At 43.9% G+C, this 19,983-nt stretch carries 14 protein-coding genes, 2 rRNA genes and 1 pseudogene; 12 read left to right on the top strand and 5 right to left on the bottom strand.

From position 1 onward, the window contains the following. Positions 1-36 precede the first annotated feature (36 nt). Together DESYODRAFT_RS02630 and rrf are read left to right on the top strand one after the other, a co-directional pair. A 23S ribosomal RNA gene (locus DESYODRAFT_RS02630) occupies positions 37-2,948 on the top strand. A 107-nt stretch (positions 2,949-3,055) separates the two neighbouring features. Beyond that, positions 3,056-3,171, top strand: a 5S ribosomal RNA gene (gene rrf / locus DESYODRAFT_RS02635). 163 nt (positions 3,172-3,334) lie between these two features. Here rrf and DESYODRAFT_RS02640 read toward each other — a convergent pair. Then, entirely contained in the window at positions 3,335-3,586 is a 252-nt protein-coding gene (locus tag DESYODRAFT_RS02640) for a DUF1659 domain-containing protein (protein WP_007779057.1), read from the bottom strand. Positions 3,587-3,875: 289 nt separating this feature from the next. Between DESYODRAFT_RS02640 and DESYODRAFT_RS27885 the strand changes: the two are divergent. The 6 genes and pseudogenes from DESYODRAFT_RS27885 to DESYODRAFT_RS02670 all read left to right on the top strand — a co-directional run bounded on the left by DESYODRAFT_RS27885 (position 3,876) and on the right by DESYODRAFT_RS02670 (position 11,432). Continuing rightward, positions 3,876-4,213: pseudogene (locus tag DESYODRAFT_RS27885) on the top strand (DUF3102 domain-containing protein). A gap of 360 nt (positions 4,214-4,573) precedes the next feature. Beyond that, the gene (locus tag DESYODRAFT_RS02650; protein WP_007779058.1) at positions 4,574-5,152 is read left to right on the top strand and encodes a DUF1638 domain-containing protein; all 579 of its coding nucleotides are present in this window, start codon (positions 4,574-4,576) and stop codon (positions 5,150-5,152) included. A 125-nt stretch (positions 5,153-5,277) separates the two neighbouring features. Beyond that, entirely contained in the window at positions 5,278-6,717 is a 1,440-nt protein-coding gene (locus tag DESYODRAFT_RS02655; protein WP_007779060.1) for a DASS family sodium-coupled anion symporter, read from the top strand. Between the two features lie 77 nt (positions 6,718-6,794). Next, positions 6,795-8,546, top strand: coding sequence for an ABC transporter ATP-binding protein (locus DESYODRAFT_RS02660; RefSeq protein ID WP_007779062.1), 1,752 nt, complete (start codon positions 6,795-6,797; stop codon positions 8,544-8,546). A 1-nt stretch (position 8,547) separates the two neighbouring features. Next, positions 8,548-10,314: an ABC transporter ATP-binding protein gene (locus tag DESYODRAFT_RS02665; RefSeq protein ID WP_007779064.1), complete on the top strand. Its 1,767-nt coding sequence runs from the start codon at positions 8,548-8,550 to the stop codon at positions 10,312-10,314. 287 nt (positions 10,315-10,601) lie between these two features. Continuing rightward, complete coding sequence (locus tag DESYODRAFT_RS02670) at positions 10,602-11,432, top strand: undecaprenyl-diphosphate phosphatase (RefSeq protein WP_007779065.1); 831 nt, start codon at positions 10,602-10,604, stop codon at positions 11,430-11,432. Positions 11,433-11,537: 105 nt separating this feature from the next. Here DESYODRAFT_RS02670 and DESYODRAFT_RS02675 read toward each other — a convergent pair whose 3' ends face one another. The 4 genes from DESYODRAFT_RS02675 to DESYODRAFT_RS02690 form a co-directional block, all read right to left on the bottom strand. After that, the gene (locus DESYODRAFT_RS02675) at positions 11,538-12,905 is read right to left on the bottom strand and encodes a radical SAM/SPASM domain-containing protein (protein ID WP_007779067.1); all 1,368 of its coding nucleotides are present in this window, start codon (positions 12,903-12,905) and stop codon (positions 11,538-11,540) included. An 808-nt stretch (positions 12,906-13,713) separates the two neighbouring features. After that, on the bottom strand, positions 13,714-14,763 hold the full coding sequence (locus DESYODRAFT_RS02680; protein ID WP_007779071.1) for a sulfite exporter TauE/SafE family protein: 1,050 nt from the start codon (positions 14,761-14,763) through the stop codon (positions 13,714-13,716). Beyond that, positions 14,763-15,008, bottom strand: coding sequence for a hypothetical protein (locus DESYODRAFT_RS02685; protein ID WP_007779074.1), 246 nt, complete (start codon positions 15,006-15,008; stop codon positions 14,763-14,765). Before DESYODRAFT_RS02685 ends, DESYODRAFT_RS02680 begins: the two co-directional genes overlap by 1 nt. A 210-nt stretch (positions 15,009-15,218) precedes the next feature. Further along, positions 15,219-16,211 (bottom strand): NADH:flavin oxidoreductase, encoded by a 993-nt coding sequence (locus tag DESYODRAFT_RS02690; RefSeq protein WP_007779078.1) that lies wholly within the window; start codon positions 16,209-16,211, stop codon positions 15,219-15,221. 360 nt (positions 16,212-16,571) lie between these two features. On the opposite strand from DESYODRAFT_RS02690, the gene DESYODRAFT_RS02695 reads away from it, so the two are divergent. From DESYODRAFT_RS02695 to DESYODRAFT_RS02710, 4 genes are all read left to right on the top strand, one after another. Then, positions 16,572-16,952, top strand: a complete 381-nt coding sequence (locus DESYODRAFT_RS02695) for a DUF134 domain-containing protein (RefSeq protein ID WP_007779084.1) — start codon at positions 16,572-16,574, stop codon at positions 16,950-16,952. A gap of 433 nt (positions 16,953-17,385) precedes the next feature. After that, entirely contained in the window at positions 17,386-17,730 is a 345-nt protein-coding gene (locus DESYODRAFT_RS02700) for a helix-turn-helix domain-containing protein (protein ID WP_007779086.1), read from the top strand. 65 nt (positions 17,731-17,795) lie between these two features. Continuing rightward, entirely contained in the window at positions 17,796-19,295 is a 1,500-nt protein-coding gene (locus DESYODRAFT_RS02705; RefSeq protein WP_007779089.1) for a DUF1538 domain-containing protein, read from the top strand. Then, positions 19,273-19,944, top strand: coding sequence for a P-II family nitrogen regulator (locus DESYODRAFT_RS02710; protein ID WP_007779093.1), 672 nt, complete (start codon positions 19,273-19,275; stop codon positions 19,942-19,944). The genes DESYODRAFT_RS02705 and DESYODRAFT_RS02710 overlap by 23 nt, the downstream gene beginning before the upstream one ends. Positions 19,945-19,983: the final 39 nt, after the last annotated feature.

The raw sequence follows: 19,983 nt of genomic DNA on the forward strand, positions 1-19,983 counted from the left end.
CAAGTTTTGAGTAAACCTAGACGTAGATGATCAATAGGTCAAGCTACTAAGGGCGTACGGTGGATGCCTAGGCGCTAAGAGTCGAAGAAGGGCGCGGTTAACAGCGAAATGCCACGGGGAATCGTAAGCAGGTCTTGATCCGTGGATACCCGAATGGGGCAACCCAACCGGAGTCATGTCCGGTTATCTTTAGCTGAATCCATAGGTTAAAGAAGACAACCCGGGGAACTGAAACATCTAAGTACCCGGAGGAAAAGAAAGAATCATCGATTCCCTGACGTAGCGGCGAGCGAAACGGGAAGAGCCCAAACCGAATCCTTCGGGATTCGGGGTTGTAGGACCCTCTTTTAGGAATGGTTCCTTAGCTGAACAGGACTGGAACGTCCGGGCAGAGAAGGTAACACCCCTGTAGACGAAAGAAACCAAACTGTGAGGGAATCCTGAGTACCGCGGGACACGTGAAACCCCGTGGGAAGCAGGGAGGACCACCTCCCAAGGCTAAATACTACTTAGCGACCGATAGCGAACCAGTACCGTGAGGGAAAGGTGAAAAGCACCTCGGAAGAGGAGTGAAAAAGAACCTGAAACCGTGCGCTTACAAGCAGTCACAGCACCGTTATGGTGTAGTGGCGTGCCTTTTGTAGAATGAACCGGCGAGTTACGGTATGCAGCGAGGTTAAGGCGGGAAGCCGGAGCCGAAGCGAAAGCGAGTCTGAAGAGGGCGAAAGTTGCATGCTGTAGACCCGAAACCGTGTGATCTACCCATGGCCAGGGTGAAGGTGGGGTAAAACCCACTGGAGGCCCGAACTCACTGTCGTTGAAAAGGCAGGGGATGAGCTGTGGGTAGGGGTGAAATGCCAATCGAACACGGAGATAGCTGGTTCTCCCCGAAATAGCTTTAGGGCTAGCCTCAATCGATGAGCGATGGCGGTAGAGCACTGAATAGGCTAGGGGCCTTACCAGGTTACCGAACCTTATCAAACTCCGAATGCCATTGGATTTAGATTGGGAGTCAGACTGTGGGGGATAAGCTTCATAGTCGAAAGGGAAACAGCCCAGACCATCAGCTAAGGTCCCCAAGTATACACTAAGTGGGAAAGGATGTGGAATTGCACAGACAACCAGGATGTTGGCTCAGAAGCAGCCACCATTTAAAGAGTGCGTAATAGCTCACTGGTCGAGTGGTTCTGCGCCGAAAATGTAACGGGGCTCAAGTGTATCACCGAAGCTATGGCTTGCGCTTGATGCGCAGGGGTAGGGGAGCGTTCTATCAGCAGAGAAGTCAAACTGTAAGGTTTGGTGGAGTGGATAGAAGTGAGAATGCCGGTATGAGTATGCGAAAAGGAAGGTGAGAATCCTTCCCGCCGAAAATCTAAGGTTTCCTGGGGAAGGCTCGTCCGCCCAGGGTAAGTCGGGACCTAAGCCGAGGCCGAAAGGCGTAGGTGATGGACAACTGGCTGAAATTCCAGTACCACCTGGAAATGGTTGAGCAATGGGGTGACACAGAAGGATAGGTTAAGCGTGCCGTTGGTCGAGCACGCCCAAGCGAGTAGGAGGTAGGGTAGGCAAATCCGCCCTGCGAGACTCTGAGACGTGATGGGGAGCGAACATAAGTAGCGAAGTAACCGACTCCAGGCTGTCAAGAAAAACCTCTAGTGAGTGACCAGGTGCCCGTACCGTAAACCGACACAGGTAGATGGGGTGAGAATCCTAAGGCGCGCGAGAAAACCCTCGTTAAGGAACTCGGCAAAATAGCCCCGTAACTTCGGGAGAAGGGGCGCTCACTGAAGAGTGAGCCGCAGAGAAATGGTCCAGGCGACTGTTTAACAAAAACACAGGTCCCTGCGAATCCGAAAGGAGAAGTATAGGGGCTGACACCTGCCCGGTGCTGGAAGGTTAAGAGGAGAGGTTAGGGGCAACCCGAAGCTTTGAATTGAAGCCCCAGTAAACGGCGGCCGTAACTATAACGGTCCTAAGGTAGCGAAATTCCTTGTCAGGTAAGTTCTGACCCGCACGAAAGGTGTAACGATCTGGACACTGTCTCAACGAGGGACTCGGCGAAATTGTAATACCCGTGAAGATGCGGGTTACCTGCGACAGGACAGAAAGACCCCATGGAGCTTTACTGCAGCTTGACATTGGATTTTGGTATAAAATGTACAGGATAGGTGGGAGACGGAGAAGCTAGGGCGCCAGCCTTGGTGGAGTCAACGGTGGGATACCACTCTTTTTGTACTGAAGTTCTAACCTGGGCCCCTGAAGCGGGGTTGGGGACAGTATCAGGTGGGCAGTTTGACTGGGGCGGTCGCCTCCTAAAGAGTAACGGAGGCGCCCAAAGGTTCCCTCAGCGCGGTTGGAAATCGCGCGAAGAGTGTAAAGGCAAAAGGGAGCTTGACTGCGAGACCAACAAGTCGGGCAGGTACGAAAGTAGGGCTTAGTGATCCGGTGGTACCGAGTGGAAGGGCCATCGCTCAACGGATAAAAGCTACCCTGGGGATAACAGGCTTATCTCCCCCAAGAGTCCATATCGACGGGGAGGTTTGGCACCTCGATGTCGGCTCATCGCATCCTGGGGCTGTAGTAGGTCCCAAGGGTTGGGCTGTTCGCCCATTAAAGCGGTACGTGAGCTGGGTTCAGAACGTCGTGAGACAGTTCGGTCCCTATCCGTCGCAGGCGCAGGAAATTTGAGAGGATCTGTCCCTAGTACGAGAGGACCGGGATGGACGAATCCCTGGTGTACCAGTTGTCTCGCCAGAGGCACAGCTGGGTAGCTATATTCGGAGCGGATAAGCGCTGAAAGCATCTAAGCGCGAAACCGGCCTCAAGATGAGATTTCCCACAGCAAAAGCTGGTAAGACCCCTGAAGGAAGATCAGGTAGATAGGCCAGGTGTGGAAGCACGGTGACGTGTGGAGCTGACTGGTACTAATCGGTCGAGGGCTTGACCTAAATCGAGGACGCTAGGTGAGTGGCTCAAATTCTAAGACGATACTAGATAAACGACTCTGTGCAGTTTTGAGAGAACAGCGTTCGAAAGAAAGCGACTATCTCAGAGATCTGGTGATTATGCCGGAGGGGTTCCACCCGTTCCCATACCGAACACGGAAGTTAAGACCTCCAGGGCCAAGGATACTTGGAGCATAGCTCCTGGGAAAGCAGGTCATCGCCAGGTAACAAGCGAAAGATCATCTCTAATGAGATGGTCTTTTTGTGTTCAATGATAGTACCCTACAGAAAATGGAATTGGTTAGCTGTCAATTGATATCCACCTGGACAGAAGCATCAGAGCAGTTTAAGCATTATCTCAGGAGGGAGGATCGCCGTCTGGTTTCTGTTCAAATTCGGAATCGATTCCGAATTTGAACTGCCATGGTTGAGCCGGGCCGGGTTTTATTTCGGGTCACGGATACCAACGGATATTCCGGCAAATCGAATAGCGTGGCTGCTGCTTTATAAAGATCCTGATCAGACACGTCCATCTTCAGTACGGAAACGCTTTTTCGCCGGGATAGCTGGGTACCGTTGACCATACCAATCTGATAACGGACAACCATCCCGGTTTCCGCCCCTGACGAAATGATAGCCATTAAAAATTTCCTCTTGTTTTGGATGTTGACTGACCAAGCTTTGGTCGGTCTTGTTATCTTATGCATCTTGTCCGGCAGGGGTTACCCTTGTCTAGGGATACTTGGAGACAAAATAAGGGCAAGACCGCAAAGTGTGATATGATAGGCTCCTTTACGGTCTTGTCCTTATTTTTGTCACAAATGAGGGCTTGAACACATAGGCTATGAGTAAGGTTGCTCAAATCCGTCTTGCCTTATGGGAGCTTTTCCTCCGGAAAAGCTTATGAATAAGAAGAGGAACTCAAAAATCATGGCGAACGGAATAACTGAGCGGACGCCGCAGATTATCGCGGTCGAAATTAATAATATTAAAGATCAGACCGCCAGAAGGCTGCTTTACAGCTCAGTCGGGATTGAACGGCACCTGACGGAGGGCAAATCATGGTCGATTATGGAGAATGGGGAAAGTGGCTGGAGAACTCGGCGAGTTATTTCCAAGGCACGGCCAACAAGCTGACGCGCCTCTTTGCAGAGTATGGGGACAAGCTGACCGCTGTCCAGAACGGCTCAAATTCGGAATCGATTCCGAATTTGAACCCCCCAGGTGATTATCCTCTTGAATCAAGTCTTATCCAACAAGCGCTTTAAAAGGGTCGGATATCTCAGCTTTAGTCAAAGATATTCGGCGAGGTAACGTGTAAACTTTGGAAGCGCCGTATACTGAACGGTACGTACGGGCTGTGGGAGGCCGGCTACTTAAATAACGGGTAGTCTCCTACCCGATTTTGCAATGCGGTATAAGATCGGTGTTCCACCTGTTCGATCCACGCATTAGGATTTTCGTCGATGTAAAACAGGGGGACAGGTTCCTTGCTTTTTACGAAACAAGGACCTGCCCCCCTGTTTTGTGGGAGGATGGATCGGCTGACCTCAATAAATTGAGAATGATACTTGACTCATTAATTTCAGTAGAGGTTTATGGTTATCCTTTATAGAGGGGGGATTAGGTTGAAACGCTGTATATTTATTGGTTGCTCAGTGCTTGAGACTGAAATTAAACAAGCACTGGATGAATTAGGCTTGCAAAACAAGATAGTTTTCATAGATGCAGGGTCGCACGTTAATTTAGATCGATTAGAACAAACCTTACGTAAAAAGCTTGATGAAGTTAATCGGGTAGGAAAGCCAATCGTTTTAGTGGGCAATAGATGTCATCCTAATATCGATAACATAGTAAAAGAATACGACGGACAAATCTCTGCAAGCAGTAATTGCTTAGAGTTACTTCTCGGCAAAGAAACGATGAATAAATTAAACAGAGAGGCAAATATTTTCTATACCACTGTGGGGTGGTTAGAAAAATGGAAGGAGATTTTTATTACCGGACTTGGTTGGGACAGTATTGACGGAAGGCAAAATTTTGGATTTTACGATAAGATACTTCTGCTTGATTTGGGTAGGCCTGTTGACGATATGGACATACTGGAATTTTATGAATTTACACAAGTCCCAATCGAACCATATCCTATTACCTTAGACAACCTAAAGAAAGAGCTTATCAGGCTCCTAGGGCGGGAACATCATTAATGGAGTCAGGCCCAGTACCTTTTTTGATATGAAAATGAATTGTTGCAGGTATGAGTGAAACTATAGAGAATATTTTGATAATATGGTTACAGCCATGGAAAATGATTAAAAGGGTGAGTGATTAGATGATTCAGATTGTCAAGGCTTCGATAACTCAAGGCCTACTGAATGGGCGGACACTTAGAATCCTCATCCCGATTTTCTTTGCCGCGCTCTGTTTTATGATTCCGGCACCAAAGGGCTTAGAAGCAGAGGCTTGGAAGTTATTTGGAATCTTTGCCGGTACTATTCTTATGCTCATGCTTCAAGGACTTCCGGAAGCAAGCGCTATTTTTGTAGGTGTATCGGCTGCCGGTCTCTTGGTCGTCCCTATTAAGGATGTTTTAGTGGGCTATACAGATACTACTGTATGGCTGATCGTAGTTGCTATCATGATGAGTCTGGGATTCAGAAAAAGTGGCCTGGCTAGGCGGATTGGTCTTATACTAATCAAGGCATTTGGCAAAAGCAGTCTCAGACTGGGTTATGTTCTTGGGGTTACCGATCTGATGCTGGCGACGACTATCCCGGGAGCTCCGGCCCGTGGGGGAGGTTTGGTATACCCCTTAGCTCAAGGAATGTTTGAGGCTGTCGGTTCCAGGCCATACGAGAATCCTCGCCGGTTAGGTGCCTATCTGACGGTTCTCCTATATATGACGGATATGGTTGCGGGAAGTTTGTTTATGACGGGTATGGGTCCTAACCTCCTTTCCATGAAATTCGCTTCGCAGATTCTGGGAGTCAGAGTAAGCTGGGATTTGTGGGTCATTGCAGCTGTCCCTGGCTTTCTTCTGTTTATACTTATCCCTTATATCGTTTATCGAATGTATCCACCTGAATTAACATCGGTTAACGAGGTTCGGGAAATGGCTCGTAAACAGCTTGAAACCTTAGGTTCAGTCACGAGACAAGAAATTATTGGCGGGGTAATCTTTTTGTTATGTTTGATTCTTTGGGCAACCAGCAGCCTAACCCAAATTGATACCACACTTGTTGCGTTCCTCGGGGTCACAATTATGCTTCTAACCAACATAATCCAATGGCAGGATATTGCTGATTCGAAGGAGACCTGGGGAATTCTGATCTGGTTTGGAGGAATTATTGGCTTGTCATCAGCCCTCGACAAACTTGGATTCTTCAGGTGGTTAACTGCCGTAATGAAAGAGGCTCTGCCACAAGGGATCGGAACCTTTACCACGTTTGTAATCATTGCCCTGTTGGCAATCATTCCACACTATGTTTTTCCGTCGCTCCTTGGTTATGTCGCTGCCTTTGCCCCGGTGATCTTCAGCTTTGTTGCAGTCACCGGGGCTCCAAAGTATCCCGCGGCGTTTTTAGTTGCCTTTCTGATGGTAATTTCATCAACACTTACCCATTATGGGAATGGATTGGGGCCTTTGCTGATGGGAACAGGTTATGTTGAAAAGATAATTTGGTGGAAGATAGGCTTTACAGTAACTGCACTGGCAACTGTCCTCTATCTTACAATCGGTTTAGGGTACTGGAAACTTATTGGTTTGTGGTAGCAAGTAAAGTGACAATTTGCCTGAGTGAGGTGTTATAATAGAGGTGTTTTGTTTCAGCAGATTTGAGGGGAAAGTGTATGTTACTTTTTAAAGAGTTGATGTGGTTCTTTAAGCAAGAAAAGAAGAGCTACGGTACCGGCATATTCGTTTTAGTCGGGGTAGCCTTGATCAATCTGTTTCCTCCTTATGCAGTTCGGGTAATCGTGGACGGTGCCAGTCAAGGAAATCTGAACCAAGAGGATTTAATTAAGTGGTCTTTGCTTCTTTTAGGTGTAGGGTTGTTGGCTTACGGTTTAAGATATATCTGGCGTTTGCTGATTTTTGGAGCAGCGAGCCGACTTGGCCGGTTGCTCAGGAAGCAACTTTTCGACCATTTTACCCGCTTGTCGCCTCAGTTTTATCAGAAGCACCGAACCGGGGATTTAATGGCCCATGCTACCAATGACGTTCAGGCGATCGAAATGACGGCCGGGATGGGGGTTTTGACATTTGTTGATTCTCTGACGACGGGGAGCTTGGTCGTTTTCTCGATGGCTTTTTTTATCAGTTGGAAACTTACTCTCATTACCTTACTGCCAATGCCGTTTATGGCTTGGGCGACCAGCGCTTATGGCACCATGCTGCATAAGAGGTTCCATAAGGCTCAGGCAGCTTTTTCAGATCTTAATAATAAGGTTCTGGAGAACATTTCCGGGGTCAGAGTGGTTAAAGCGTTCGGGAGAGAAGAAACGGAAAAAGAGGCTTTTCGAACCTTATCGGCTGATGTTGCAGAGAAGAATATTGCCGTAGCGAAAGTCGATGCGCTCTTTGATCCCACCATCCAATTGATTATTGGAATTTCATTTTTCCTGGCGATTGCCTTTGGCGCGAAAGATGTTGTGGATGGGAGACTGAGTTTTGGACAACTGACCCAGTTTACGATTTATCTGGGACAGTTTATTTGGCCGATGTTAGCCTTCGGCTGGCTCTTTAACATCCTTGAACGCGGGCGTGCCTCCTATGACCGGGTAAGCGCGTTACTTAAGGTAGAACAGGAAATCCGGGAACAAGAGAGGGCAATAGACCGGGTCCTCAGCGGACACGTGGCGTACAAGAAGGCCTCATTTGTTTATCCGGGGACACAGACCCCGGTTCTTAAAAAGATTGATGTTGAGATCGCTCAGGGGCAAACCTTGGGAATCGTCGGAAAAACGGGAAGTGGGAAGACGACCTTTTTCCGTCTTCTGTTGCGGGAGTTTGACCTTTCTGAGGGTGACATTATGATCGATGGGATCTCAATTTATCATTTAAAGCTCGGAGCTTTGCGAAAGGCGATGGGCTATGTTCCCCAGGATCATTTTCTATTTTCAACGACCATAGCGGAAAATATTGCCTTTGGCAAACCGGAAGCAACCTTGGAGGAAATCCAAGGGGTGGCAGAGATTGCCGCCATTCATGAGGATATCCTGCAATTTCCCCATAACTATGGCACTTTGGTTGGGGACCGGGGTGTAACCCTTTCGGGAGGACAAAAACAGCGAATATCGATTGCGCGAGCTCTCTTGCTTCAACCGGAAATCCTCATTTTGGATGACTCTTTATCAGCGGTGGACGCTAAAACAGAAAAGGCCATTTTACAGGCCTTAAAGGAAAAAAGGGCCCAAAAGACAACGTTGATTTCCTCACATCGTTTGAGTGCCATTGAACACGCGGACCTAATCATTGTGTTTAAAGACGGACAAATTACCGAACGTGGTTCTCATGCCGAACTCATGGCTAGCGAAGGATGGTATGCTGCTACTTACCGAAGTCAGCAATTAGAGTCACTGATTGAGGGAGGGGGTGCATGAGATGGTGATCCGGCGGTTGCTTAACTATTTAAGACCGCACTACAAGGCGTTAGGTGTCGCCTTAGTGGTTTTATTTCTGGCCACCTTTGCCGATGTCGTCGGGCCAATCCTGGTTAAAGTCTTTCTCGATCGTCATTTAATGCCTCGTTCCTTCAATTCTCAGGATTTATTACTCTTGGGAAGCGGATATTTAGGACTTCATCTGCTTTCAGTGGGACTAAACTATTATCAGCTCGTAAGCTTCAATCAGATTGCCCTGAAAGTGATTCAACAATTACGAGTTGACATCTTTAGCCATGTGCAGCGTCTCAGACTGGTGGTTTTTGACAAAACCCCGGCTGGCGCTTTGGTTTCCCGAATTACGAATGATACGGAAGCCATAAAAGAGTTATTCGTGAGTGTTTTGGCGACGTTAGTGCAGAATGTTGTCTTTCTTATCGGCATTTTTATAGCTATGTTTAGTATGGATGCTCGATTGGCTGGGTTTTGCCTGGTCTTGCTTCCGGTCCTTCTCGGCCTGATGTATATGTACCGCAGGTTGAGCACAAAGGTTTATCGGGTTATGCGCAAAGAGCTGAGTCTTCTTAATGCCAAACTGAATGAATCCATTCAAGGAATGAATCTTGTACAGGCCATGCGCCAAGAAGAGCGCTTCCGTAAAGAGTTCAATGTTATTAATACCGCCTATTATCGGGCGGCCATCAACAACATCCGTTTAGAAAGTTTGTTTGTTCGGCCGGCAGTTGATTTGATTTACACCTTTGCTTTAATTCTTGTTTTAGATTTCTTTGGCTTTCAGTCGCTAAAAGGTCCGATTCAAATTGGAGTACTCTATGCTTTTATAAATTATCTGGATCGCTTCTTCGAACCTGTCAATATGATGATGCAAAAGCTCTCTCAAATTCAGCAATCCTTAGTTGCAGCTGAACGGGTTTTTGAGATTTTGGATGATGACCGCACCACGCCGGTGACGGTCAGTGCTGCTCCGTCACCTTCGATTGTCGAAGGGCGGATTGAATTCAAAGAGGTAACTTTTTCATACGACGGTTCAGCGGATGGAGGATCAGATGTCCTGAAAAAGATTAGTTTTATCGCTTATCCAGGACAGACCGTGGCTTTGGTAGGGCACACCGGAAGTGGAAAAAGCACTGTCGCCAATCTCCTTATGCGCTTCTACCCGGTGACAAGCGGAGAAATCCTGATTGATGGGGTATCTCTATCCGAGTTTTCCGAGGATGAGTTACGATCGAGAGTCGGATTAGTGGCCCAAGATCCATTCCTATTTGTCGGTGATATAACCCAAAATATTGCCCTTTCCAGGCCAACTGTCTCTAAACAGGATGTGGAGGATGCTGCTTCATTTGTTCAAGCTGATGGATTTCTGCGCAAACTCCCCCAAGGTTTCGCAGAACCGATCGGGGAGCGGGGGGCTACTTTATCGAGTGGTCAGCGTCAACTTCTATGCTTTGCCCGAACAATGGCAGGCAATCCCAAAATTCTCGTTTTGGATGAAGCCACAGCCAGTGTCGATACGGAAACTGAAGAGGGGATTCAAACAGCGTTAGAAAAAATGCGCAAAGGCCGTACGACCATAGCGATTGCTCATCGGCTTTCGACCATTCAAGATGCCGACCTTATTTTGGTCCTGCACAATGGAATGATCGTAGAACGGGGCACTCATGCAGAGCTTTTGGTTAAAGAAGGGCTTTATCACAAAATGTTTATGATGCAGCAGGGTACGGCAGGCCAAAGCAGGTTTCCTTGCTGAGTTCAATATTTCTTAATCATTAAGTTGCATTACAAATCTGATATGGAGTAGTATAGTGAGGGGCCCGGGTTCTTCCTTTGGAATAGTTAAGCTATTTGTTAATAAACTGTTTAGAGATAATTAATAATATTAGGCTAGAATATAGGGAGAGATCTTTGAAGGTTCCATAGTGGGTTTCTGCTAAAGGGGTTGATAAAAACTGGTTTTTCAGTCTGAACCATGGTATCCGGAAGCGTAAAATACCTGATTTTTAGAATCAGGAGTTTAATAAGGAGAGATTAGAGAAAATGTTAGTGATCGAAATAATCAAGGCAATTATTCTTGGCATTGTCGAAGGCATTACCGAATGGCTGCCAATTAGCAGTACGGGGCATATGATTTTAGTTGATGAATTTATAAAACTCAATATGAGTGAAGCGTTTAAAGAAATGTTTTTTGTCGTTATTCAGCTTGGTGCAATCGCTGCAGTTGTCGTGTTGTACTGGGAGAAGTTATTGCCACTGTCTTCCAAAGGGAAGTTGGCAATCAATAACGAGACAATGTCACTTTGGTTTAAAATCTTAACAGCCTGTGTCCCAGCGGCAATCATTGGCCTGGCGTTTGATGATCAAATTGATGCACAGTTTTATAATTATCAGACCGTAGCAGTTACTTTAATTTTGTATGGTGTACTGTTTATCATTATTGAAAACCGAAATAGAAATTTAAGGCCCAGGATTAATAATCTATCACAAATTACTTATAAAACGGCAATGATCATAGGATTATTTCAGGTTTTATCATTGATTCCCGGGACATCCCGCTCAGGAGCAACCATCCTTGGTGCTATTTTAATAGGTACATCAAGAACTGTTGCAGCGGAATTCACGTTTTTCTTAGCAATTCCGGTTATGTTTGGGGCAAGCCTTATAAAAATCTTGAAATTTGGCCTTGTCTTCACTAGTTCAGAGCTAATCATTTTAATAATAGGAATGGTTGTCGCTTTTGTAGTATCGTTACTGGCAATAAAGTTTTTAGTGGGATATATCAAAACCAACGATTTCAAAGCCTTCGGTTGGTATAGAATTGGATTAGGAATTATTGTAGCCATATATTTCTTTATGCAAAGTGCCATCTAAATTGTGACCTTGCACCAGGTAAACAGGCGAAGAACTGCCTCGTCAGAGGATAGTTCTTCGCCTGTTTTGCGAGACACTTTAAGACTGAGGCCGCTTCCGTTATAGTTAATCATCCCCGCATTCTTGCTTTGAGGTATGAGCTTGCTCCCAGATATTATCGGCTACTTTCCCCCAGGCTGATGAAACATCCTGAAGTTTTTCGGTTAATTCCTCCACAGTTTCCATATCAAGAACTTGAGTGGAATGAGCGCCGGATTTATTGACCATCATTCTTAATTTATCTGGATTGTCCATAAGAGGACAGGGGCGTAAATGATTATGATTAAAAGGCTGATTTTCACGATATTGAGCAAATAAAGGGGATTTTAAAGCGTCTAATAGAGTGCAGTCTCTAATGTTGACATTTGAATAATGAATGAAGGCACAAGGTTCAACATCTCCATGGGCATTAATATGAAAATAGTTGCGTCCTCCAGCTATGCAGCCTTGAATGGATTCCCCGTCATTCCAAAAATCTAAAGCAAAGATCGGCTTGGTGTTCCTTATCTCTCTGATTCTATGATACATATGCTCTCGTTGATGAGGCAGGGCAATTAATTCAAGCGCAGCCTTTTTTCCAACTGGTACATAGGTAAAATACCAAGCGAAAAGGCATCCTTTTTCAATCATTAAGTCCACGAACTCATCAGAAGCAACAGCATCAATATTTTGGCTGTGATAACAGGAGGAATAGCCAAAGCCTGCACCTGCTTCCCTCATTAAGTCCATGGACTTAATGACTTTATCATAAGTGCCGGTGCCCCGGCGGTTATCAGTGGCTGCTCCTATGCCTTCAATGCTAAAAGCTAGTACAAAATTTCCAACCCGAACTAACTCTTGAGCAAAATTCCTATCAACCAAAGTGCCATTTGTAAAAGCCAAGAAAGCACAGTCTTGATGTTTCTCGGCTAAAGCAATTAAATCATGTTTCCTCATCAGAGGTTCTCCGCCAGAGTAGATATACATAAATATGCCTAATTTTTTACCTTGCTTAATGATATTGTCCAGTTCAGCAAAGGATAATGAGGTTTGGTGATCATATTCACTTGCCCAACATCCGGTACAGTTCAGATTACATGACGAAGTAGGATCCATCAAAATAGTCCAGGGCACATTACAATTCTGATTTTCGGCAGTTTTGAGTGCTTTTTGCCGCCCCAGCAGAGTAGCTTTCACAAAGAAGTTGGTCAGGAAGGTATTGCGGACATTAGGAGCAAGCTGCGTAAATACGTTTTGAAATAGTTTATTAAAACTGCTTGAAGAATCTGCTAAATAGGTTTGTAAATAGTTTATAGCAGTAATATGATCTTTATCACGGGCAACTTTACCGAGTAAATTTAATATGGCATTCAGTCCCTGAAGGTTATTTTTTTCGGCATAAAGCAACCCTCTCTTAAAAGCAAAGGTATAAACAATTTCCTTGATTCGTTCCATATTATATTAAATCCTCCTTCATAAATGGTCAGATAGTTATGCGAAATGTCCACTAAGACTTAGCATAGGAATTACTATTGTATATAATATGACCTTATTCAGAAGGAGTGACTTACCAGATCAGCCCGGATGGCGAAGTTTGTCATTGTGATAAGCTCTCTGAGGTTTCACCTCTGGCGATTTGGTTTTTGGGTAATGCTTTTGGGGTCGCTTGGGTCGGGCAGCTTCGCCACATCCTGTGGACGAAGCTGCCCTGCTTACGGGTCTGGGGACTTTTCTGCATGTCTTTCGGGCCTTTAATTTTTCATAGTAGCAATACCAGATTAGAAGAATATACTAGAAGGAAAATCACTGCAATATTCAGCCGTGTCATAATCTACATAGCGATATTGTGCATGTTGTCCTATAGCCTAATTCAGAAAGTTTGCTCATCGTCCGCGAATTCAACATTTTTATATAAATTACGACAATCTTTTCGCTTTATCTGTAACCCTCTTTAGGGTACAATAGAATAATCAACTTAAATATGGAATATTCAGAAAAGTTAATTAGTTCGGAGGGATGAAGTATGACAGCTCAGGAAAAGAATATTATTGAGACCATTCTGGCTGACGTTGGGTTGGAACCGTTATACGTCGGAGACAATGAATATGAGTCTAAAACCAATCAGAAAGAATGTTAAAATAGCAACGTAGAAACGAATGCCCAAGTAATTAGGTATTCGTTTCTTTGATTTTCAAATGAGTGCAGTTAGCCGGCACGCAAACCTGAAATAGCCAGGGATACGCCGCTGCGGCGTATTGAGTATCTAGCCTGAAGCCTGTTTAAAGCGAATAATATAGCGAATAATCATCACCACTCCGATGATAGCACCCCCATATAGAGTAAGTGTAGATACTATATCTAACCCACTAACCATTGCGGCAGGAAACGTTTTAAAATGGAGGTCCACTAAATTTTTAGGGATGGCCATGGCTCTGCTTAAAGCAGACATACCAATAACCATAGCCATTACCCGTTTGATTTCTAATTCCGAAACCATTTTTGTTGCGATAGCTCCTATGGATAAGCCCAGGATTGAACCCAGGTATAGGAGCAAAACCAGACGAATATCCACAAAACCTCTTAAGCCATACTGAAAGGAGCCAAAACCGCCGGAGAAAATCGCCAGGAATAATTCTGTACCCGCAGCCACCATTGCCGGGACTCCCAAGACATAGATCATGGCAGGAACCCCAATAAACCCCCCGACACCGACAGTACCTGCGAGCCATCCGGTTGATAATCCTATTATTGCTACGAACCAAAGGGATACGCGAACCTTGGCAATATTAAAATTAATCATTGGCGGAATGTTGATTTTAGCGATCTTTTCAGCCAATCCTATGGTCTTATCTGTTTTGTTTGCCGGCTTAGATCTGAAACAATCTTTGAAAATAATGAGTGAAACGCCGGATAAAAGAACGACAAAGGTTAAATTAATATACAGGTCTGAACCTGCCTTGCCCATATAATTGAAGATATGCTCATTCAAGAAGACGGCTAAATTAACCCCCAGTAAAAGAAAAATACTTATGCAAATGCCTAATCTGAAATCAACATTGCCCATTTTAGAGTGTTTCCTAGCTCCAACGATTGCCTTGCCTAATTTATGGGCAAGGTTTGAGCTTACTGCGACGAGGCCTGGAACTCCCAGAGCCATCATACCTGGTGTCATAATAAAGGCGCCCCCGCTGCCAATAAAACCACTTAACATACCGCCTAAAAATCCAAGTCCGGCAATTGAAAAGGCAATTTTAGGGGAAATAGCTATCAGGCTCATAACCTCACCAACGACAGTCGCGGTTTCGGATTCCATTAATTCACATCTCCTTTATTATCGCTATTCAAACCAAAAATACTTAAGACATGAGATATGGCTGCTTCGTACACAAAGGCGATTCCAATCACAGTGCACAGAAGACAGAGAGTAGAAATTACGGTTTTACTTAAGAAAAATTGGTTTAGCTGAACTATGTTAACAAAAACCAGAAGATACGTAAAAATGGATAAACCAACAAAGACTATAGTTTCCAATAAGCTTAATTTGAATAGTTCACGCATAACCGTGTTCTCCTTTGCCTGATTTGAATGAAACGTTAAAAAAGAAACCCTCCAATAACTATAGTTTCTCTTTTTAGCAAATTCATGCCGAAACCATACAAATCATGAATCCCGTCATTCATCAAAAATGTCAATAAGACAAAGGGGGTATAAGCTAAATTAATAAGCCTATACCCCCTCGTCTTATTGACATTTTTCATAAACCTTTGTTTAACGAAGGCTTTTGACAGCGTGCTCCGCCCATTTGGAATTATTAAGTACCGCTCTTCCTACTCCTATGAGGTCTGCTTTATCTTCAGCCAGCAATTGTTCAGCAGCCAGGATTTCGGTAATCCCACCGGTGAGAATCACTGGTATGGATACCACCTTTTTAATAGCTTCGCTGAGTGGCGCGAAAAAGCCTTGTCCGCTGAGGCCTGGCACAATATATCCACAGAAACCGCCGGAAATGTCGAGAATGTTCACGCCGGCCTTTTCAAATTCTTGGGCGGCGACTATACTATCATCAATAGTAAGTCCCCCTTCCTGATAATCTGAGGTTCCCAATCTTAAAAGAATAGGGAAATCGTCGCCAACTGCGGCACGTATTCCTTCTATAACTTGCAGGTGAAGGCGAATACGATTATGGACATTTCCACCGTATTCATCGGTACGTTTGTTGGTTAGAGGAGAGAAGAATTGATGGAGAAGATAGCCATGGGCGGCATGAATTTCAACCCCATCAAAACCAGCTTCCTTAGTACGTCTGGCCGCATTTTGAAAGGCTTGAATAATCGTCGCCATGTCCTCCCGGGTAAGTTCATCCGGTAAAACCTTTCTGCGGGGATGGGGGACAACTGAAGGGGCTAAAGGAGTGCTTCCGGTAACCTCTGAAGTCGTATTGCTTCCGGCGTGATTTATTTGCATCACGGTTTTTGAGCCATTACGGTGAATGACCTCCGCCAATTTGTTTAGGCCTTCCACCACGCTGTCGTCGGAAACGGAAAGCTGCAGATCACTTGCTTTTCCATCCAACTGGATGAAACTGTGCTCTATTATAATGAGCGAAAGGTAGCCGCCTTCAGATTTTTCTGCATAGTAGTCGAGAATAGACTGGTTTACTTTCCCATCAGGATCTGCTTTTGCGGTAGCCATCGGCGGCATTACCAAACGATTAGTCAGTGTTAATGGTCCGGCTTGTAACGGTTTAAGTAAATAGGACATAAATCCACCCTCCTTGTAGTTTACATGATATATGTTATACCTGTGGAAATTCTTTGGCAAATATAAATTAAGCCTTTGCTGACTTAGTAGCATTGTTTCGTTTTTTATCACTGCAGCATAAAAAGTAAGCTCCGAATCAGATGCGGACAAGAGGCTATCTCAATGAGACAGCCCCTGTTAAACATAGTAATACTGATTATAGTATTTATCAATTATAAACGATTGGGTATAAGAAAAAATGAAAAAGCCTTTTTGAATAAACTTATAAATTTTGGTATATTAGTGTTAGTTCGCCTGTCTGAAAGCGTCAGAGTCGGTGCCACACAAGTTTAGATATCGTAAGATTGAGGTGAATAAATTATGCCGAGACCCAGAAAATGCAGGAAAGTATGTTGTTTGCCGGAAAGTAACCGATTTGGGCCGCTTAATGTTACAATAAAACCCGAGCAATATATTGTTATGACTGTAGATGAGTACGAGACAATTCGACTCATTGATTTAGAGGAGTTTACGCAGGAAGAGTGTGCCGACCATATGAATATTGCCCGAACAACTGTTCAGCGTATTTATACGGATGCTCGAAAAAAACTTGCTCAGTCTCTGGTCAATGGGAAAGTGCTGAGAATAGAAGGCGGAGATTACAAGCTGTGTGAAGGACATGAAAAATCCTGCGGTTGCGGCGGTTGCCGCGGACTTAGATGCGGCAGAGATTTCATGAAAGATGATAACAGGGGCGATTGATTATAGTCTAAAGAAAGCAATAAAAAATGTAAGGGACATAGACCTCCGGGCAAATGCGCGAGAGGTCTTATCTTATGTTCCGCCTTGTTTCTTCTGAGTATCTGATACTAAGATGCCAATAACTTATTACATGTTTGCTGCAAAGTGATAAATCGCTGCTGGATCTTATACCCATTAACATCTAATTTTTCATGCCTGATTTAGTATCAGACAGTGTACCTGTCCCCTTGTTTTTCCCGTGCATGAAAAGTCAGGATAATTGTTACAATAGCTTTAAACGATGAGAGACCTCTCGGCTAGAAACAGCCGAGAGGTCCTTGACTAGCGGAACCTATTGTCAATTAAATTTGAAAAAACGTCCCCTTTAGGTTACAACTGTGGTATACTTATTGTAATAAGGAAAACTCAACTTTCTCGAGGAAGAAGGATGATCATGAGTGATCTGGGAAAATTTATCTTAGAACATCGAACCGCAAAAAACCTTTCCAGCCGTAAACTAGCTGAGCTAGCAAATATAAGCCATACAGAGATACATCGCCTTGAACATGGAGAACGAAAAAAGCCCTCCCCTCTTGTGCTAAAGGCCATTGCAATTCCCCTTGGAGTGACGTTTGAGGAGATAATGCATGCCTCAGGATATATGGAGAGTAGTCCTCCTTGCCCAGTTACATCACGCATAACAGATATTGACGATTTAACCGATCAAGAGATCGAAGAGGTACGCGATTTCATTGACTTTCTGCGTAGTAAAAGAAAGCGAAAACTAACCATAGAATAAAGCTATAGTCAATTATAAACGTCAGCTAGTTTTATATTGACTTAAGGAAAGGAAGGGACTAATATTTGAGTGTTCTAAGTGAAAAGTTTAAAGAGGTCATTATTGCAGTTGTTCCAATTACCCTCATAGTATTACTACTAAATTTCACAATTACTCCCCTTGAATCCCATGTAATCTTCAGGTTTTTACTCGGCGCTTCCTTAATCATTATCGGCCTTTCAATTTTTTTAATGGGTGTAGAGCTTGGTGTAACACCGATAGGTACTTTAATGGGAAGATCTCTTGTTAAGAGCAATAAAATGTGGGTTATCGGAATTGCTGGTTTATTGCTGGGCTTTTTTATTTCAATTGCAGAGCCCGATCTGCATATTCTTGCCGGTCAGGTTAGTAATGTAACATCAGGTATGATATCTAAAGTTTCTATTGTCGTTGTTGTCTCCATCGGAATTGCAGTGATGGTATCGCTGGGTTTATTGAGAATCGTTTACAATCAGTTATTACGTAAAGTGTTAACTGTACTATATTTGCTCATCTTTGGCTTAGCATTATTTACATCGTCTGAATTTTTAGCAATATCATTTGACGCATCAGGAGCTACGACCGGGGCAATGACGGTACCCTTTATATTAGCTCTTTCCTTAGGGGTATCTTCGTTGAAAAAAGGGGGTAAAGCCTCAGAAGAGGATAGTTTTGGTCTGGTTGCAATAGCATCGGCAGGTGCGATTATAGCCGTCATGATCATGAGTATTATTTCTAAAACGGATAAGATTACTGGAGGGATAGACTCTGCTAAGTTAGAATCGACCTCTGTTATAGGACCATTTGTTGAAAAGTTGCCCACCATGATGTTTGAGGTTTTTTTTGCCTTATTACCCTTGTTGATACTATTTCTGATTTTTAACAAGGTTTCATTTAAACTATTAAAAAAAGCATTTTCAAAAATACTCAAAGGGCTATTATATTCATATATTGGCTTGGTGGTCTTTTTAACAGGAGTCAATGCCGGCTTTATGGAGATTGGCTCGGTTGTAGGCTACAGGGTTGCTTCTCTTGATAATGATTGGATTCTTGTCCTTATTGGTTTTATACTTGGGCTGGTTGTAATTTTAGCTGAGCCTGCTGTATATATTCTTACCAATCAAATAGAAACTGTAACAAGTGGGCATATCAAAAAAGGTATAGTAATGCTTGCACTCTCCATTGGAGTTGCCTTTGCTGTGGCTTTGTCAATGCTAAGAATTGTTATACCGGAGATTCAATTGTGGCATTATCTTTTACCGGGCTATTTAATATCCGTTCTATTGACCTACTTTGTGCCGAACCTATTCGTTGGCATAGCGTTTGACTCTGGAGGTGTTGCTTCTGGTCCTATGACGGCAACGTTTATCTTAGCTTTTGCACATGGTGCGGCAGAAGCCATTGAAGGTGCCAATGTCTTAATTGATGGATTTGGAGTAATTGCTCTGGTAGCTTTAACTCCGCTGATTGCTTTGCAAGTTTTAGGTTTAATCTTTCAAATTAAGACTAAAAAGGGAGGATTAGATGCGGGTGGAAACCATTTGTGATATAAAACAATTTGATTTGCTTTGTGTTGTTGTAAATTATGGGGCAGGCAAAAAGGTCATTAAAGCTTCGAAAGAACTTGGAATAACCGGATTTACAGCTTTGCTGGGAAAAGGAACCGTACAGAATCATCTGTTAGACTTGCTGGGTCTCAATGAAGTTAAAAAAGAAATAATTTTGTTGATATGCGAGGCGGATTGTTCTGATCGTGCGTTCACAGAACTTAATAAAAAATTTAAGTTTGAAAAACCAAATCACGGCATAGTCTTTTCTACTTCTATTGCGAACTTATTGGGAGCTAGAAATTGCAGCTATTCTAAAGATACTGAAAGCAGAGGTGTAGAAGATATTATGTATAATGCTATCTTCACAATTGTAGATAAGGGTATGGCAGAATCGGTTATTGATGCAGCAGTTTTGGGCGGTTCCAAAGGCGGCACGATTATCAATGCCCGAGGTGCCGGTATTCATGAATACAGTAAGTTATTGGCAATGGCTATCGAGCCGGAAAAGGAAATCGTTATGATATTGTCTGAAAAAACCATTACTGAAGCTATTGTTTCTTCAATTAGAACTACTATGAAAATTGATGATCCTGGAAATGGGATACTCTTTGTTATTGATATCAATAAGGCACATGGTCTCTATTAAATAGCTGGAGATTATATCAAAGAATTTATATAAAATGAC

This window comes from Desulfosporosinus youngiae DSM 17734 (genome assembly GCF_000244895.1).
Classification (GTDB): Bacteria; Bacillota; Desulfitobacteriia; order Desulfitobacteriales; family Desulfitobacteriaceae; genus Desulfosporosinus; species Desulfosporosinus youngiae.